The sequence below is a fragment of the Parabacteroides caeci genome, from assembly GCF_023656795.1.
Lineage (GTDB): Bacteria > Bacteroidota > Bacteroidia > Bacteroidales > Tannerellaceae > Parabacteroides > Parabacteroides segnis.
Genome location: NZ_JAMOKT010000004.1, coordinates 94,318 through 111,181, shown reverse-complemented (window position 1 = coordinate 111,181; position 16,864 = coordinate 94,318). Strand labels below are relative to the sequence as shown.

At 41.8% G+C, this 16,864-nt stretch carries 17 protein-coding genes; 9 read left to right on the top strand and 8 right to left on the bottom strand.

What is annotated here, in order from left to right:
• Positions 1–109 precede the first annotated feature (109 nt).
• Both rplS and NBH15_RS03325 read right to left on the bottom strand, forming a co-directional pair.
• Positions 110–457: a 50S ribosomal protein L19 gene (rplS, locus tag NBH15_RS03330; protein WP_009859510.1), complete on the bottom strand. Its 348-nt coding sequence runs from the start codon at positions 455–457 to the stop codon at positions 110–112.
• Between the two features lie 304 nt (positions 458–761).
• On the bottom strand, positions 762–1,064 hold the full coding sequence (locus tag NBH15_RS03325) for a DUF1016 N-terminal domain-containing protein (protein WP_233566811.1): 303 nt from the start codon (positions 1,062–1,064) through the stop codon (positions 762–764).
• Between the two features lie 314 nt (positions 1,065–1,378).
• On the opposite strand from NBH15_RS03325, the gene NBH15_RS03320 reads away from it, so the two are divergent.
• On the top strand, positions 1,379–4,378 hold the full coding sequence (locus NBH15_RS03320; RefSeq protein ID WP_244050695.1) for a serine hydrolase domain-containing protein: 3,000 nt from the start codon (positions 1,379–1,381) through the stop codon (positions 4,376–4,378).
• A gap of 52 nt (positions 4,379–4,430) precedes the next feature.
• Positions 4,431–5,459 (top strand): aminotransferase class I/II-fold pyridoxal phosphate-dependent enzyme, encoded by a 1,029-nt coding sequence (locus NBH15_RS03315; protein WP_128133238.1) that lies wholly within the window; start codon positions 4,431–4,433, stop codon positions 5,457–5,459.
• Between the two features lie 512 nt (positions 5,460–5,971).
• Here NBH15_RS03315 and eno read toward each other — a convergent pair.
• A complete protein-coding gene (eno, locus tag NBH15_RS03310; protein ID WP_128133239.1) occupies positions 5,972–7,258 on the bottom strand; it encodes a phosphopyruvate hydratase in 1,287 nt (428 codons plus the stop codon).
• A gap of 235 nt (positions 7,259–7,493) precedes the next feature.
• On the opposite strand from eno, the gene NBH15_RS03305 reads away from it, so the two are divergent.
• From NBH15_RS03305 to NBH15_RS03275, 7 genes are all read left to right on the top strand, one after another.
• Positions 7,494–7,892, top strand: a complete 399-nt coding sequence (locus NBH15_RS03305; protein ID WP_128133240.1) for a hypothetical protein — start codon at positions 7,494–7,496, stop codon at positions 7,890–7,892.
• 128 nt (positions 7,893–8,020) lie between these two features.
• The gene (locus NBH15_RS03300; RefSeq protein WP_250821967.1) at positions 8,021–8,830 is read left to right on the top strand and encodes a MotA/TolQ/ExbB proton channel family protein; all 810 of its coding nucleotides are present in this window, start codon (positions 8,021–8,023) and stop codon (positions 8,828–8,830) included.
• A gap of 5 nt (positions 8,831–8,835) precedes the next feature.
• Positions 8,836–9,444 (top strand): ExbD/TolR family protein, encoded by a 609-nt coding sequence (locus NBH15_RS03295; protein ID WP_128133242.1) that lies wholly within the window; start codon positions 8,836–8,838, stop codon positions 9,442–9,444.
• Between the two features lie 12 nt (positions 9,445–9,456).
• Entirely contained in the window at positions 9,457–10,131 is a 675-nt protein-coding gene (locus NBH15_RS03290) for an ExbD/TolR family protein (protein ID WP_009859519.1), read from the top strand.
• Between the two features lie 37 nt (positions 10,132–10,168).
• A complete protein-coding gene (locus tag NBH15_RS03285; protein ID WP_244050746.1) occupies positions 10,169–10,984 on the top strand; it encodes an energy transducer TonB in 816 nt (271 codons plus the stop codon).
• Positions 10,985–11,182: 198 nt separating this feature from the next.
• On the top strand, positions 11,183–12,121 hold the full coding sequence (locus tag NBH15_RS03280) for a PstS family phosphate ABC transporter substrate-binding protein (RefSeq protein WP_128133244.1): 939 nt from the start codon (positions 11,183–11,185) through the stop codon (positions 12,119–12,121).
• 21 nt (positions 12,122–12,142) lie between these two features.
• Entirely contained in the window at positions 12,143–13,723 is a 1,581-nt protein-coding gene (locus NBH15_RS03275; RefSeq protein ID WP_244050694.1) for a tetratricopeptide repeat protein, read from the top strand.
• An 87-nt stretch (positions 13,724–13,810) separates the two neighbouring features.
• Here the strand turns inward: NBH15_RS03275 and rplQ are convergent, their stop codons facing one another.
• The 5 genes from rplQ to rpsM form a co-directional block, all read right to left on the bottom strand.
• A complete protein-coding gene (gene rplQ, locus NBH15_RS03270; RefSeq protein ID WP_010800551.1) occupies positions 13,811–14,308 on the bottom strand; it encodes a 50S ribosomal protein L17 in 498 nt (165 codons plus the stop codon).
• An 8-nt stretch (positions 14,309–14,316) separates the two neighbouring features.
• Positions 14,317–15,309 carry a DNA-directed RNA polymerase subunit alpha gene (locus NBH15_RS03265; protein WP_009859525.1) on the bottom strand — a complete coding sequence of 331 codons (993 nt, stop codon included), beginning with the start codon at positions 15,307–15,309 and terminating at the stop codon, positions 14,317–14,319.
• A 12-nt stretch (positions 15,310–15,321) separates the two neighbouring features.
• Positions 15,322–15,927: a 30S ribosomal protein S4 gene (gene rpsD / locus NBH15_RS03260; RefSeq protein ID WP_009859526.1), complete on the bottom strand. Its 606-nt coding sequence runs from the start codon at positions 15,925–15,927 to the stop codon at positions 15,322–15,324.
• A gap of 123 nt (positions 15,928–16,050) precedes the next feature.
• Positions 16,051–16,440, bottom strand: coding sequence for a 30S ribosomal protein S11 (gene rpsK, locus NBH15_RS03255; RefSeq protein ID WP_005634781.1), 390 nt, complete (start codon positions 16,438–16,440; stop codon positions 16,051–16,053).
• A gap of 11 nt (positions 16,441–16,451) precedes the next feature.
• The gene (gene rpsM / locus NBH15_RS03250; protein WP_009859527.1) at positions 16,452–16,832 is read right to left on the bottom strand and encodes a 30S ribosomal protein S13; all 381 of its coding nucleotides are present in this window, start codon (positions 16,830–16,832) and stop codon (positions 16,452–16,454) included.
• Positions 16,833–16,864: the final 32 nt, after the last annotated feature.

Sequence of the window (16,864 nt, the reverse complement as noted above, 5' to 3'; positions counted from 1 at the left end):
ATCGGCGAATCGCCTGCCCCTGCTTATAAAGCATTTATCCCTACCCAACAAAAAAGCCACCCGAAACGAATCGGATGGCTTTTTTGTATGGCAATTAAATCCCGAAGGATTAGAATCTTCTTTCTTTGATTCTTGCTTTCTTACCTGTAAGAGCACGCAGGTAATACAATTTAGCACGGCGTACTTTACCCAGTTTGTTTACAGTGATGCTTTCGATGAACGGTGATTCGATCGGGAAAATTCTTTCTACACCAATGTTCTCAGACATCTTACGAACAGTAAAACGTTTTTTGTCACCATGTCCTGAGATACGGATAACAACGCCTCTGTACTGCTGGATACGTTCTTTGTTACCTTCTTTAATACGGTAAGCTACTGTAATAGTGTCACCACTCTTGAATGAAGGATATTCCTTCTTTGTAGCAAACGCTTCTTCTGCAATCTTAATTAAATCCATTGTTTTATAGCTTTTTAATTGTAATTTTAAATGAAACGCAATTTAACGGGCTACTTCTCCCGACAGAGATTGCGCAAAGCGGATGCAAAGTAACGAAAGATTTATTTGATACGCAAATTGTTTACGGAATAATTCATTTGGTATCACTTAATTCTTTTCATCCAAATGATTATTTAATTTCGCTTTCGCCCGCTCTATTGAAAGTCTAAATTTCTTTTCCAGTAGTTTTCTATCCGGTAACTTTGTTAAATAATCAGCTACTCTTATATTACATTTATCCAGTTGCATCAATTCTATATGCTCTTCACTTTTGTTCCGGTTTCTGACTGATAGCAGTACGTTCATACAACATGGAATCAATGCGTTCACGGAGGGTACGGACGCTCCAACGTTCTATTTTACACATTTCAATATAGAACTCCCGCCTTAAATCATCTTCGATAAACATTATCATACGAAGATGTGACCAAGTCAATTGTCTACACAATGTGTATACAATTCGCTCTTCAGGAAATATCTGATAGAAGCGCATACAATGACGCAATTGCTTTTCGCCCCAGCCTTTGCCATATACTAATGTAAGTTCTTGCGACAAAGTAACAACGATCTGTTTGCCATATTCTGCACGTTCATTCTTCAGTACATCTTCACTGATCCGTTTACCAATAAAGCATACTTATTTCTGAATTTACAACGGAAGCAACACGAAGACGGCTTTGTTCGATTAATTGTCTGACATCTGTCAAAAGAGTGGAAGATTTGAATAAACGTTCTTTATTTCCCATTTAGATCTATTATTTCATAGTTAATAATATTATTTCTTTGATCAATCGAATACAAAGATAGGTAAAACATTACTCCACTCATACAAAACTTCAGCTTATTTTCTTATTTTTGGTGGATAATAATGATAACGTGAAGATGAGGAAGATACTTACAATGCTGTTATGTTCTGTGTGTTTACTAACGGCCAAAGCACAGACTATTCCCAATATGTACCGTAACGTCGATCAGGCAAAAATGAATCATTGGGTTGATTCTGTGTTTGATAAGATGAGTTACGATGAACGGATCGGGCAACTCTTTATGGTGATTTCCGAACCGAAATCGGATAACCGCACCATGCAGCGGCTTATGCGATACGTCAATGAAATAAAGGTCGGAGGAATCCTCTTTCATAAAGGGAACCCTGTTACCCAGGCTGAGGTAACCAACCGGTTGCAAAAAGCATCACGCGTCCCGATGTTCGTTTCGCTGGACGGAGAATGGGGCTTGTCCATGCGCCTTAGCGGAACGACCCGTTTCCCTAAAAACATGATGCTGGGAGCTATCGAAGATGATAAACTGATTACCGAATACGGGAAGGAAGTAGCCCGCCAATGCAAAGAGATGGGCATTCAAATTAACTTTGCCCCTGATATAGATGTAAATAGTAATACCGATAACCCGGTGATAGGCCTCCGTTCGTTCGGAGAGAATCCCCGTGCCGTCGCCGATAAAGGAATAGCCTATGCCCGCGGACTGGAAGCTGCCGGTATCATCTCTGTAGCCAAACATTTCCCGGGTCATGGCGACACTTCGGAAGATTCGCATAATACATTGCCTGCCGTCCATCATGACCGGGCACGCCTGGACAGCGTTGAATTGTATCCTTTCAAACGTTACATCTATGATGGTTATGCCGGAGTTATGACCGGACATCTTTATGTTCCGACACTGGATAAAACCCGCAATCTCCCTTCCTCCTTTTCCCGTCCGATTGTAACGGGACTGTTGCAGGAAGAACTTGGTTTCAGAGGCCTTTGCTTCACAGATGCACTGGCCATGAAAGGTGCTACGACTAAAAAATCGGATAACCCGTCAGTAAAAGCATTACTGGCAGGGAATGATATATTGCTGGCCCCCGCTGCCCCGATTAACGATTTCACAGCGGTGAAAGAGGCGATCGACGAAGGTATTTTATCCATAGAAGACATCGAAGCCAAATGTATCAAGATACTCCAGTATAAATACATTACCGGACTGGATAAATACCGACCGATTGAAACAAAAGAGTTAAGCAAACGGCTGAACTCACCGCATGCAGCCTGGCTAGCCGCCAAACTCAATGCAGAAGCAATTACATTATTAAAGAACGAATCCGACATGGTCCCGCTCAGACAACTGGATAAAAAGAAGATTGCCGCCTTGTCAATCGGTTCGCCTGCCGGAAATGAATTTCAGGAAATGTTGGGGCGTTACGACAGTATTGCCTGCTTCAGCATCAGCCGTAGTTCAACTGCTGCACAAATCCAACATGTTTACAGGCAGTTGGAGAAATACGATGTAATCATCTGCGGCATACACACAGTCCGCATCCCTGAAAGCCTGCAACTCCGTCAGCTGGCGACTAAGAAAGAGCTCGTTTATGCCTTCTTTACCCTGCCCTATTTCTGTAAGGAATATAAAAGTTCCATTATGAAAGCGAAGGCGGTAGTGATGGGATACGAAGGTACGCCTCTTGCCCAGGAATATGCCGCCCAGGTCATCTTCGGGGGGATTCCAGCTAAAGGCAAACTACCGGTTACCATCCCAGGCGTATTCCATGCCGGAGCCGGCATCTTCACGGAAAAAACACGGTTAGGTTATCACGAACCGGAGGAAGTCGGAGCCAATCCCATACGCCTCGATGTAATCGGATCCATTGCAGAAGAAGGGCTTGAAGAAAATGCCTATCCGGGTTGCCAGGTGCTGGTTGCCAAAGACGGCATGATTATTTACGACAAGGCCTTTGGTTACTTTGACTACGACCAAAGCCGGAAGGTACAGGAAAATTCCGTCTACGACCTGGCGTCTGCCTCCAAAGCGGCCGGGACTTTACTTGCCGTAATGAAAGCGTACGATGAAAAGAAATTCACCCTCAATAATAAAATAGCGGACTTTCTCCCCGAACTGAAAGGTTCCAACAAGAAAGACCTGAATATAAAAGAATTGCTTTACCATCAGTCGGGAGTTGTCTCCACAATCAATTTCTATCTGAATGCCATCGATAAGGACAGTTACAAAGGCAGTCTTTACAGCAGTGTAAAAAATGTGACCCATCCGGTACGCTTCGATGCCAAAACATACGTACGCAATGATTTCAACTATCTGCCCGACCTGGTTTCTACCGAGAAGAAACCGGGATTCACCACCGAGGTAGCCCGCAACTTCTACCTGCACGATTCCTTCAAAGACAGTATCATGCAGGAAATAAAAGACTCCCGCCTCGGAACACGCGGCAAATATGTGTATAGCTGCGTCAACTTCATCATGCTGAAAATGATGGTGGAAAACCAGATGAAGCAACCGATGGACCAGCTGTTGCATAACGACTTTTATAGCCGGCTGGGAGCCTGGCACACCACTTATAATCCGCTGAAAAGAATAGACAGTCTCCAGATTGTCCCGACCGAGAACGACCAGTTCGTGCGCCGCCAGTTACTTCGTGGCTATGTGCACGACGAAGCTGCCGCTTTCCAGGGGGGCGTCTCCGGCAATGCCGGCCTGTTTTCGAATGCCAATGACCTGGCGAAAGTATTACAGCTTTTCCTTAATCAAGGCACTTATGGCAACGAACAATACTTATCAACAGAAACCTGTCGTCTTTTCACCCAAAGTAAAAGCCCGACAAGCCGCCGCGGACTGGGTTTCGATAAGCCTGCCCCGGGAGCTCATAAAGGTTCTCCTTGCAGCAGCCTGACGCCACCTTCCGTCTATGGACACACCGGCTTCACCGGGACTTGTTTCTGGGTGGACCCGGACAACCAGTTGCTTTATATCTTCCTTTGTAACAGGGTCAATCCGTCGCGTGCCAATAATAAACTCAGCCAGTTGGATATCCGCAAACGAATACAGGATGCAATCTACAAGGCAATTGATAGGAAAAGCCAAAAAGATTAGTATTTTTGCACCACCTTTTAGAACAACATTAATTACATAAAACAAATAAAGTATGCTATTCGGACACGGTGATGACTTTTACAATTCGCAGAACGAAGTAAAGATTAACTTCAGTTCTAACGTATGGCACGGTGCTAACCTCGATAAACTCAAGGAACATCTTAATGAGCAGTTCAGTAAGCTGACACGTTATCCGGAACCGGATGCTGCTTCACTTAAAAGGTTGCTTGCCCGTCGATATGAGATAAAAGAAGAAAATGTAGTTGTAACCAATGGTTCGATTACCGCCTTCTATCTGTTGGCACAGGCTTGGAGAGGGGCTAAATCCACGATTGCCGTTCCTTCCTTCTCTGAGTATGAAGATGCCTGCCGACTACACGAACACGAAATCAATTTCTTCCCAACCTCCGACGACCTCTCGGAGCTTTCTCTGGAAGGACAGGATTTCTGCTGGATATGTAATCCTAACAATCCAGATGGCAAACTGATTCATCGTACGGAATTGCTCCGGTTGATTGCAGCCAACCGCAATACAAAATTCATCATCGACCAGGCTTATGTTGCCTTTACCACCGAAGACATGCTAAAGCCTTCAGACGTTAAGAATCACCCGAACCTGATTCTTATCCAGTCTATCTCTAAGGCCTACAACATTCCGGGATTACGTATCGGTTACCTGGTTGCTTCTCCTGAAATAACAGCCGAAGTAAATAAGTATATCATCCCCTGGTCGGTAAACGCTATTGCGCTTGAAGCCAGTAAATATATCCTGATTCATCCGGCCCAGTTTACTTTGCCTATCCGTAAGTGGCAGCGTGAAACAGCCGAATTGATTTATCAGTTAAGCAAATTCGATAACCTGGAAGTCATTCCTACTTCAACAACCTTCTTCCTTGTCCGCCTAAAGAAAGGCACAGCGGCAGAACTAAAGAAATACTTGTGGGAGAAGAATGGAATCCTGATTCGTGATGCCTCCAACTTCCGCGGACTGGATGAAACATACATCCGCCTGTCCACCCAAACAAGTGCTGAAAATCAGATATTGATTGATGCTATCCGTGAATGGTTCGCTCAATTATAACACTATTATAGAATAGCCGGAGCAAAGAGATTGTTTTTACTCCGGCTATTTCATCTCCTACATGCATTAATTCGAATAAAAACCATTCACCCTTCACCTTTAGCATATATCAGCCTAAACACCAATCACTTATACAGGTGAACGATTAATAAAACGAAGAAAATCAAACCCTTCACCTTTCACCTTTTATCTGCCTGCCAACTATCGCTCCCCCTACTGACTATTCCTGCATAGCATGCTGTCTTTTACTATAAAAGATATGACTCATTCTCTTTTCCATCGCCGTCGCAAAGCTTACCGACGGACGTCAGCAAGCTTATCCACCTCCGTCGATAAGCTTTGCGACGGTCGTGAAAAAGACAAGATATAATATGCTTTCGATTAGAAATAAATAACCTCCGGGGTAGTTGCTACTAGCCTTTCTGATAAAGGTAAGGGACATAAACACAAAAAGGCCGCCTCTTTAAGAAGCAGCCCTTCAGTCATTACATCTGATTCTGTAAGTGTCAGAATTATTTTTTGTACGTCTTATAGCCATAAACAGCCAGATCGCCCAATTCTTCCTCGATACGAAGCAACTGATTGTACTTAGCCATACGATCCGAACGGCTCAATGAACCGGTTTTGATCTGTCCTGAATTAGTAGCTACGGCGATATCGGCAATCGTTGCATCTTCCGTTTCGCCGGAACGGTGCGACGTCACTGAAGTATAGCCGTTACGGTGAGCCATTTCAATAGCATCCAGTGTTTCACTTAATGTTCCGATTTGATTTACTTTAATCAGGATAGAGTTGGCGCAGCCTTCTTCGATACCTTTCTTCAGGAATTCAACATTAGTTACAAACAAGTCGTCACCAACCAACTGAACACGGTCACCTAAAGCTTTAGTAAGATGCTTCCATCCTTCCCAGTCGTTTTCGTCCATACCGTCTTCGATAGAGTCGATCGGATATTTGTTAACCAAATCCAACAGGTAAGCAACCTGTTCGGCAGCAGTCCGTTTGGCACCGTGGGCACCTTCAAACTTCGAATAATCGTAGATACCCTTCTTATCGTAAAACTCGGAAGCGGCACAGTCCATAGCGATTGTCACATCTTTACCCGGTTCGTATCCGGCAGCTTTAATAGCGGCCATAATAGAACCCAAAGCATCTTCCGTACCATTGAGAGCCGGAGCAAAACCACCTTCGTCACCAACTGCCGTACTTAATCCGCGGTCGTGCAACACCTTCTTCAAGGCATGAAATACTTCTGCTCCCATACGCAAGCCTTCACGGAAACTCTTTGCACCTACCGGGCGAATCATAAATTCCTGAAATGCTATCGGGGCATCACTGTGAGAACCACCATTGATAATATTCATCATCGGAACAGGCAATACATAAGTATTGGTTCCGCCTATATAACGATATAACGGCAAATCGAGATAATTGGCAGCCGCTTTAGCTACGGCCAGCGAAACGCCTAACATGGCGTTGGCACCGAGTTTCGACTTTGTCTTTGTTCCGTCCAACTGAAGCAGTTTATGGTCGATTGCACGTTGGTTCAATGCACTCATTCCGATGATAGCCGGTGCAATTACATTGTTAACATTATCCACAGCTTTCAGTACACCTTTGCCTCCGTAGCGTTTTTTATCACCGTCACGCAGTTCTATTGCTTCATTTTCACCAGTAGAAGCACCGGATGGAACGGCCGCACGACCAAAAGCGCCGCATTCAAGAAGCACATCTACCTCTACTGTCGGGTTACCACGGGAATCAAGAATCTCTCTACCTATTACTTTTTCAATTTTCATAACCTAAATATTTAGTATTCTGTATTTTTTTCACTCAGTACAAATATAACAAACGGTTCACTAAGATTGTTGCCAAACCCTTATAAAGATTTTCAATGAATAAATAGAGGACTTCATTTCTCAATTCAATATTTTATCTATATTTACACCCCGAATTGATAGGTATTTTTTCTTAAAAAGTTTCAACCTTTTGCATTAACAATGTGTTTTAACATAAAAAGTTTATTGTTGAATCATGAAAAAAGTTCTGTCCATATTAACACTCCTTATCCTGATCTTTATAGGTCAGGAGGTTACGCTTAATATAGATAGTGAAGAGACGGTTCAACAATGTAACCAAAATGAGAAAGAAAAGAGCCTCTCCTACGATAATACTCTAAAGAAGTTTGAATTAGGGAAAATCCCTCTTGAGTCTCTTGATATAACTGCACGCACCAAACCGGCTTTCGATAATTACGAACGGCTATTCAAATTATCGAACAGCAATAAGAGTCTTCTTCTCTTGAAGTTGAAAGAGCAGGCCTCACAATATAAAATATCGGAGACATTATCTATTATCCATACAATAAATTACCTCTCGCTTCGCAAATGCGGAAATCAATGGATCTACGTTTTGCGAAAACTCATTATTTGATATTATTATAAGACATTTATAATTGTTGATTGTGCCTTCGAATACGGCATGATCCGGGTGTGCATTCCCTTTTTTGTACACTAAGACTATTATTTTCTGTTTTTTATCTCTTTAATAATATCAAAATTATGAAAACAAATCAATCTGTTATATCAAAAACATCTAATGGCGTTTCAGTCGGCATCGTCATTATCATTTGCTTTATCCTGGCAGTATGCTTCTTTCATTTCGTACTGGGCAATCCTTCCAACTTTATGGATAATAATCCGGATAATCATCCGCTTCCCGGCAATTATGCAGGAACAATTTATAAAGGCGGTTTCATTGTCCCCGTTGTTATCACTCTTTTACTTACTGTAATCACCTTGAGTGTAGAACGTTTTATTGCCATCAACCGGTCTAAAGGGAAAAAAGCCCTGCTAGGGTTTGTACGTACTATAAAGAAAGACCTTGAAGACGGAAATCTGGGCGCAGCTCAAAAGGCTTGTAAAGAACAGCAGGGTTCTGTGGCCAATGTCGTTAACGCCGCATTGACCCGTTACGCTGATGTAGAAAACAGGGCGGATCAGACCAAAGAACAAAAGATGGTCATCATACAGAAAGAGATCGAAGAGAGCACGGCACTGGAATTACCGTCTATGGAACAGAACCTGCCGGTTATTGCTACGATCTCGACATTGGGAACTCTGTTCGGGTTGCTTGGAACCGTACTGGGTATGATCCGTTCGTTTGCCGCCCTGGCCAATGCCGGAGCTCCCGACTCAGTAGCATTGTCGACCGGTATTTCCGAAGCTCTGGTCAATACGGCCTTAGGTATCGCCACCGGTGCCATGGCTATTATCTCGTACAACTATTTCACCAGTAAAATAGATAATATCACCTATGCCATCGATGAAATAGGTTTCTCTATCGTACAAACATTTGCGGCTAAACACTGAAACATATGCCTAAGATTATAGTAAAACGAAAAAGCACATTCATCGACATGACGGCGATGAGTGATGTAACGGTGTTACTGCTTACTTTCTTTATGCTGACATCTACCTTCATCCAGAAAGAACCGGTCGTGGTTACTACCCCGGCTTCCGTTTCCGAAATAAAAATACCGGAAACGAATATTCTTTCCATCCTGGTAGATCCGGAAGGGAAAGTGTTTATGAGCATGGACAAACAGGAGGATAAGGCAAACGTATTAAAGAAGCTGGGACAAGACTACGGTATTAACTTCAGCGACAAAGAAATATACGAATTCAGCCTTCTTCCTTCCTTCGGTGTTCCTATCCAGAATATGCAGGAATTTCTGAATCTACCGTCTTCCGAACAAGACCGTCTGACGCAGAATTACGGAATCCCCGCCGATAGCACGAACAACCAATTCAAAGCCTGGATACAACATGCCCGCGAAGTGAACCGCGACCTGGTGATCGCCATCAAAGCCGACCAACAGACGCCATATCCTAAAATCAAAAATATAATGAACACATTGCAGGACCTGAGAGAAAACAGATATAATCTCATAACAACTCTCAAGAATGTGCCCGACAATGTTTAAACAACAAGCAGTATGGCAGAAGTAAATACAGATAAAGGAAAAGGCGACGGCAAGAAAGGTAAACAAAAGAAAGTCAATATCCGTGTCGACTTTACGCCGATGGTGGATATGAATATGTTGCTGATCACGTTCTTCATGCTTTGTACTTCGCTGAGTAAGCCGCAGACCATGGAGATCAGTATGCCGTCGAAAGACCATGTCACGGAAGCCGAACAGACAAAAGTGAAAGCCTCTAAAGCCATCACCCTTATATTGGGTGAAGACAGCAAGGTGTACTACTATTTCGGTGAACCGGATTATGAACATGTAGAATCACTGAAAACAACCGATTTTTCTCCTACCGGATTACGTAATATCCTACTGGAACGCAATTCCGACGCTGTACAACAAATATCGGAGTTGAAAGTGAAAAAGCTAAACAAGGAAATTTCCGAAGATGAGTTTAAAAAGCAGGCTACAGAGATAAAAGGTGGCAAAGATGCCCCGGTCGTACTGATCAAGGCGACCGACGATGCTTCCTATAAAGACCTGGTAGATGCGCTCGACGAAATGCAGATATGCAATATTGGTAAATATGCAATCGTTGATATAACCGACGGAGATAAATTTCTGGTCGACAACCTGAAAAGTGGCGGAGAACTCGCTAAACAAATAGCAGAGGCTAATGCCGGCCCTAAAAGAAAATAATTCGTATCACCAATAAAAAAGAACGATCATGATTAATATGAACAATATAAATCTGAATTCACCGGAGTGGTGCGAATTGATCTTCAACGGGAAGAATAAAGACTACGGAGCATACGAGTTGCGTAAAAATTCTTCCGGCAGACATATCCGCGCATTGATCATTGTAGCTATCGGAGCTATTCTGGTCATGACAATCCCGGCTTTGATCAAATCGGTTATTCCCCAGCATACCAAAGAGCAGGTACTGGAAGTAACGACACTTTCCAACCTGCAAATGGAAACGAAGGTACCGGAAGAAAATCAAATCCGTAATTTAGAGGCTCCACCTCCTCCCGTACTGAAAAGTACAATCAAATTTACCCCTCCTGTTATTAAGGCGGATAAAGATGTAAGGGATGAAGAGGAAATCAAGACACAGGAAGAACTGACAACCTCAAAACTGGCTATCTCGGTGGCAGACGTAAAAGGTTCCGAAAGTGAAGATGCTATCGACATTGCAGACCTGAAAGACAACAAGGAAGTGATTGAGGAAGAAACCGAACCTTATGTTGCCGTTGAACAAATGCCGCAATTCCCTGGTGGAAACGAGGCTTTGCTAAAGTTCATCAGTACACATTTGAGATACCCGGTAATCGCTGCCGAAAATGGCATTCAGGGAACAGTTACCCTCCGCTTCGTTGTAAGCCCAACGGGAGAGATCACGAAAGTGGAAGTTCTAAGGCAATTGGATCCGGCTTGCGACAAAGAAGCATTACGCGTTATCAAGTCTCTGCCACAATGGGTTCCAGGGAAACAGAATGGTAAACCGGTACCGGTCTACTTTACAGTTCCGGTACGATTTAAATTGCAATAAGATGGAGGTAAAGTGTATAAATATGAAGTTTGTCTGGGGTATATTCATGGTCATGATATACCTCGGCATGACTTTCCTGTTGGTTTTCACAAACTTGTTTAATGAGAATATGTCATTCCCTATGCGAATAATAGTTGGTATTCTGTTCTTCTGTTACACTTTATTCAGAGGTTACAGGCTCATAAAAGACAGCAAACGATGAAAAGTTTATTCTATATAACAGTATGTATAGTTCTGTTGGTTTCTTGCGGAAACAAGAAAACAGAAACTCCGGATGATACACCGACCAGTGGTGTTATCGCTATTGCTTCCGATGGCTGCTTTACCCCTGTCGTAGAAGAAGAAATCGCCGTTTTCGAAAGTATTTATAAGGAAGCCGGGATTGTTCCTTACTTTTCCGGTGAAACAGAAACTATCAACAGTTTACTGCGTGATAGCATCCGGCTGGCCATTACTTCACGCCCGCTAACCAAAGAAGAGACGGAATTTATGAACACTAAAAAATTATTCCCCAGAAACATTCAAATAGCAACAGATGCCATTGCATTGATTGTGAATAAACAAAATACAGATTCTCTGATCGGTATCCCTGTTTTGAAAGATATACTGACCGGAAAAATAAAAGAATGGAAAGAACTCAGTTCCGATAACCAATCGGGAAAGATCGAAGTTGTATTCGATAATCCTAATTCCGGAACAGTACGTTACGCCATCGATTCAATCTGTAACGGAAAAACATTTTCCGGGGATTTACATGCAATGAAAGAAAACCGGCAAGTAATAAACTATGTATCCCAAAACCGTGGAGCGTTAGGTATTATCGGAGTAAACTGGATCAGTAATCCGTCCGATACAAGCAACATGAGTTTCTCTGAGAACATAAAAGTAATGGCAGTCAGTCCTTACAGACATGCCACTGCAACAAATAGTTTTAAACCGTATCAGGCCTACATCGCATTAAAAAAGTATCCGATGAGCAGACCTGTTTATCTGATATTATCAGAACCCCGCATGGGCCTGGCTTCCGGTTTTACAACTTTCATAGCTAGCGACCGGGGACAGCGGATCATTCTTAAATCAGGTATTCTTCCGGCTACACAACCTGTAAGGTTGGTTAATGTCAGAGATCAGTTATAAACCCTATAAATATTTACAGTCATGAAAAAGAATTTATATATAATCATTTTAAGTTTTATCGCTATTGCCGTTTACGCAGATAACCGGCAAGGCATTGACTTTTACAAAGCCGGAGAACCAACCATAGCAAGCCGGCTTTTTGAGAAACAACTGAGCAGTTCTCCTGCCGAGCAGGCTGAAGCCTTATATTATCTGGGAGAAATTGCCTTTGATGAGAATAAAACTTCCGAAGCTCTGGCTAATTACCAGAAAGGATGGACGACATTTCCTGATTATGCCTATAATAAAGTAGGTGAAGGTAAAGTGCTACTCAAAACAGATAAATCTACAGCGCAAAAAGCATTTGATGCAGCAATCAAAATCAATAAAAAAGATGCTTCTGTTTATGTCGCTATTGCTAAAGCCTATTCAATGAACGGAATGGAAGCAGAAGCCCAGGCGGCTCTCGATAATGCTAAGAAATATAATGCTAACGACCCCGCCATTTATTTGTATGAAGGCGATTTACTTATCAGCAAAGATAAACCAGGAGATGCCGCCGGAAGATATGAACAAGCTATCCACTTCGATCCGGCCTGCAAAGAAGCTTATATCAAATATGCAAACGTATATCAGGGAGTCACTCCAACATTATCAATAGAAATGCTTCAGAAAGTAATTTCAAACTATCCGGATTACTTACCGGCATACTGCTATTTGGGAAACATCTATTCATTACAAGGGAATTATCCTAAAGCTGTAGCAGCCTATAAAACCTACATGGCAGGAGGTCTTTACTCAACAGACAATCTGGTTCATTATGCCTCTGCATTGTTTTTCAATAAACAATACGCTGAATCCGGTAAAATAATCAGTGAAGGCCAAGCAATTGATCCTGATAACTTTTTATTGAAACGTCTGGCCATCTATAATGATTACGAAAGCAAAGCCTACGAAAAAGGACTGGAAGAAATAAAGACATTCTTCAATAATCCGGATGCTAAATATATCTGGCAAGACTATTTATATTACGGTCGCCTGCTGAACAAAGCAAAACAATATGATCAGGCAGCAGATGCATTACAGAAAGCTATAAAAGAAAATTCTTCGCATACAGAAATCTATAAGGACCTTGCTGAAGTTTATAGTAACAGCGAAAATAATGCTGAGGCCATCAAGGCTTATACACAGTATATAGAGGCTCTTGGAGAAGAATCGGAAGCTGCTGATTACTATCAATTAGGTAAATATTACTATACAGCAGCTGCAAAAGATAGTATTGCAGCCCAAAAGTACCTGTTCAAAGCTGATAGCCTATTTGCTATTGTAAAAGAACGTGTACCGGATAGCCACCTGGGTAGCCTATGGCAGGCACGTACACAATCTCAACTGGACCCCGAGACAGAACAGGGTTTAGCCAAACCCTATTACGAGTCTTGCATTCCCATTCTTGAAAAAAACAAAGAGAAATATAGCAATGAATTAACCGAATGTTACCGTTACCTGGGCTACTATTATTACTTGAAACAAGATATGGATAACTCCAAAATTTACTGGAACAAGATTTTATCAATCGATCCATCTAATACAACTGCGCAGGAAGCTCTGAAAAATATCAAGTAAGTAAACAAATAAATTGATTCGTTTATATACAAAAACAGCCGGCATAAAAATGTCGGCTGTTTTTGTATCGTATATAAGTTACAGAAATTATTCTGCAGCTTTTTCTTCTGTTGCTTCTGCTGCAGGAGCTTCAGCAACCGGAGCAGCTGTTTCAGCAGCTGTAGATTTCTTACGAGAACGTCTTGTTTTCGTAGTTTTCTTAGCTGTAGTATCCTTCAGCATGTTTTCGTTGTAATCAACTAATTCAATGAAGCACATAGCAGCGTTGTCACCTAAACGGTTACCAGTCTTAATAATTCTGGTATAACCACCCGGACGATCACCGATCTTCTGAGCTACTTCCTTGAAAAGTTCTGTTACAGCGTTCTTATCCTGTAAAGTACTAAATACCACACGTCTTGAGTGAGTTGTATCCTCTTTGCACTTTGTGATCAGAGGTTCAACAAACTTACGAAGCGCTTTAGCTTTTGCTGTTGTCGTAAAGATTCTCTTATGCTTGATCAAAGAAGAAGCCATATTAGACAGCATTGCTTCACGGTGAGTATTTGTACGACCTAAATGATTAAATTTCTTATTATGTCTCATCGCTTTACTTACTCTTTATCTAATTTATATTTCGTGATATCCATACCGAATGAAAGGTTCAGGCTTTCAAGCAGTTCATCAAGTTCAGTGAGCGACTTCTTACCGAAGTTACGGAATTTCAACAAATCATTCTTGTTGAATTTAACCAGTTCACCCAATGTTTCAACATCTGCAGCTTTCAAGCAATTCAAAGCACGAACGGAAAGGTCCATATCTGCTAGCTTGCTCTTAAGCAACTGGCGCATGTGAAGTACTTCTTCATCGAATTCTTCATTGCCGTCAGTATCTACTGTCTCGATCGCAATCTTTTCATCTGAGAACAACATGAAATGATGTATCAGAATCTTAGCAGCTTCTTTCAACGCTTCCTTCGGATGAATAGAACCATCTGTGGCTATTTCAAGAACCAACTTTTCGTAGTCCGTCTTTTGCTCAACACGGAAGTTCTCAATTGAATACTTAACATTACGTATAGGAGTATAAATAGAGTCAATGGCAATAACGTGAACGTCTGCATTCGGATCTCTATTTTCATCAGCGGGAACATATCCGCGTCCTTTATTTATTGTTAATTCAATCTGGAAACCAGCGTTCGGATCCAAACGGCAAATAACCAAGTCTGGATTCAATACTTCGAATCCGGTCAGCTGTTTACCTATATCACCGGCTTTGAACACTTCCGAACCCGAAACAGTAATACTTACTTTCTCATTCTCTATGTCGTCTACAATATGCTTGAACCGTACCTGTTTCAGGTTCAAGATAATGTTTGTTACATCTTCAATAACACCGGGAATTGTACCAAATTCATGGTCAACACCTTCGATCTTAATGGATGTAATAGCAAAACCTTCAAGCGACGACAGGAGAATACGGCGCAGAGCATTACCTATAGTAATACCATAGCCGGGTTCCAACGGACGAAATTCAAACTTTCCGAAGAAATTGTCCGCTTCCAACATTAATACTTTATCGGGTTTTTGAAATGCTAATATCGCCATGGAAATCAATTATTATTTAGAATACAATTCTACGATCAACTGCTCTTTAATGTTTTCAGGAATGTCAGTTCTTTCCGGCAGATGCAGTAATTTTCCGCTTAAAGAAGACTGATCCCACTCAATCCAAGGATATTTGCTGTGGTTGAATCCTGATAATGCATCAGCAATCACTTCCAAAGACTTGGATTTCTCTCTAACACCAACGATCTGACCGGCTTTCAAAGAGTAAGAAGGAATGTTTACAACCTTACCATCAACCGTAATGTGACGGTGAGAAACCAACTGACGAGCAGCAGCTCTTGTAGGAGCTATACCCAAACGATAAACTACATTGTCCAAACGACCTTCCAGTAACTGAAGCAGAACTTCACCGGTAATACCTTTTGAACGCTGCGCTTTGTCGAACAGGTTTCTAAATTGTTTTTCCAATACACCATAAGTGTATTTAGCTTTTTGCTTCTCGCGAAGCTGAATTCCGTATTCAGAAGTTTTTCTTTTTCTGGCGTTACCATGTTGTCCGGGAGGATAATTCTTTTTAGAAAGAACTTTATCCGGTCCGAATATAGCCTCACCAAACTTACGGGCAATTCTTGTTTTTGGTCCAGTATATCTTGCCATTTTTTTATTGTTTTAATTTTTCTGTCTGAATCTGGAACCGTGCAGCCGCGATTACAGAGAGGATAAGGTCTTTATGCAATCTATTCACAATTCCGGATTCAATGTTCAAGAAACTATAGTTAATTATACTCTTCTCTTTTTCGGAGGACGACAACCATTGTGAGGCAGCGGAGTAACGTCTACGATTTCAGTTACTTCGATTCCGGCACCGTGGATAGTTCTGATAGCAGACTCACGTCCGTTACCCGGTCCTTTTACGAATACTTTTACTTTTCTCAAACCAAGATCATAAGCTACCTTTGCACAATCTTGTGCTGCCATCTGAGCGGCATACGGAGTGTTCTTTTTAGAACTTCTGAATCCCATCTTACCTGCAGAAGACCAACTGATTACCTGACCTTCACTGTTGGCAAGAGACACAATAATGTTATTGAAAGAAGAATGAATATGAGCTTGACCGTAAGCGTCAACTTTTACGTTTCTCTTCTTTGCTGCGACTGTTTTTTTTGCCATATCAACTCTTATTATTTAGTAGCTTTTTTCTTATTTGCAACAGTTTTCTTCTTACCCTTACGAGTACGAGCATTGTTTTTAGTGCTCTGGCCTCTCAAAGGCAAACCAATACGGTGACGAACACCTCTGTAACATCCGATATCCATCAGACGCTTAATGTTAAGTTGAACTTCAGAACGAAGATCACCCTCTACCTTGTACTCAGCGCCAATGACTTCACGTACTTTTGCAGCTTGATCATCTGTCCAGTCTTTTACTTTGATATCACGATCAACGCCTGCTTTCTCTAAAATAGATTTTGAAGCACTCCGACCGATACCGTAGATATAAGTCAAAGCGATTTCTCCTCTTTTATTTTGTGGCAAGTCTACACCAACTATTCTTATAGCCATATTACTTACTTAATTATTTTGCAAAAATAATA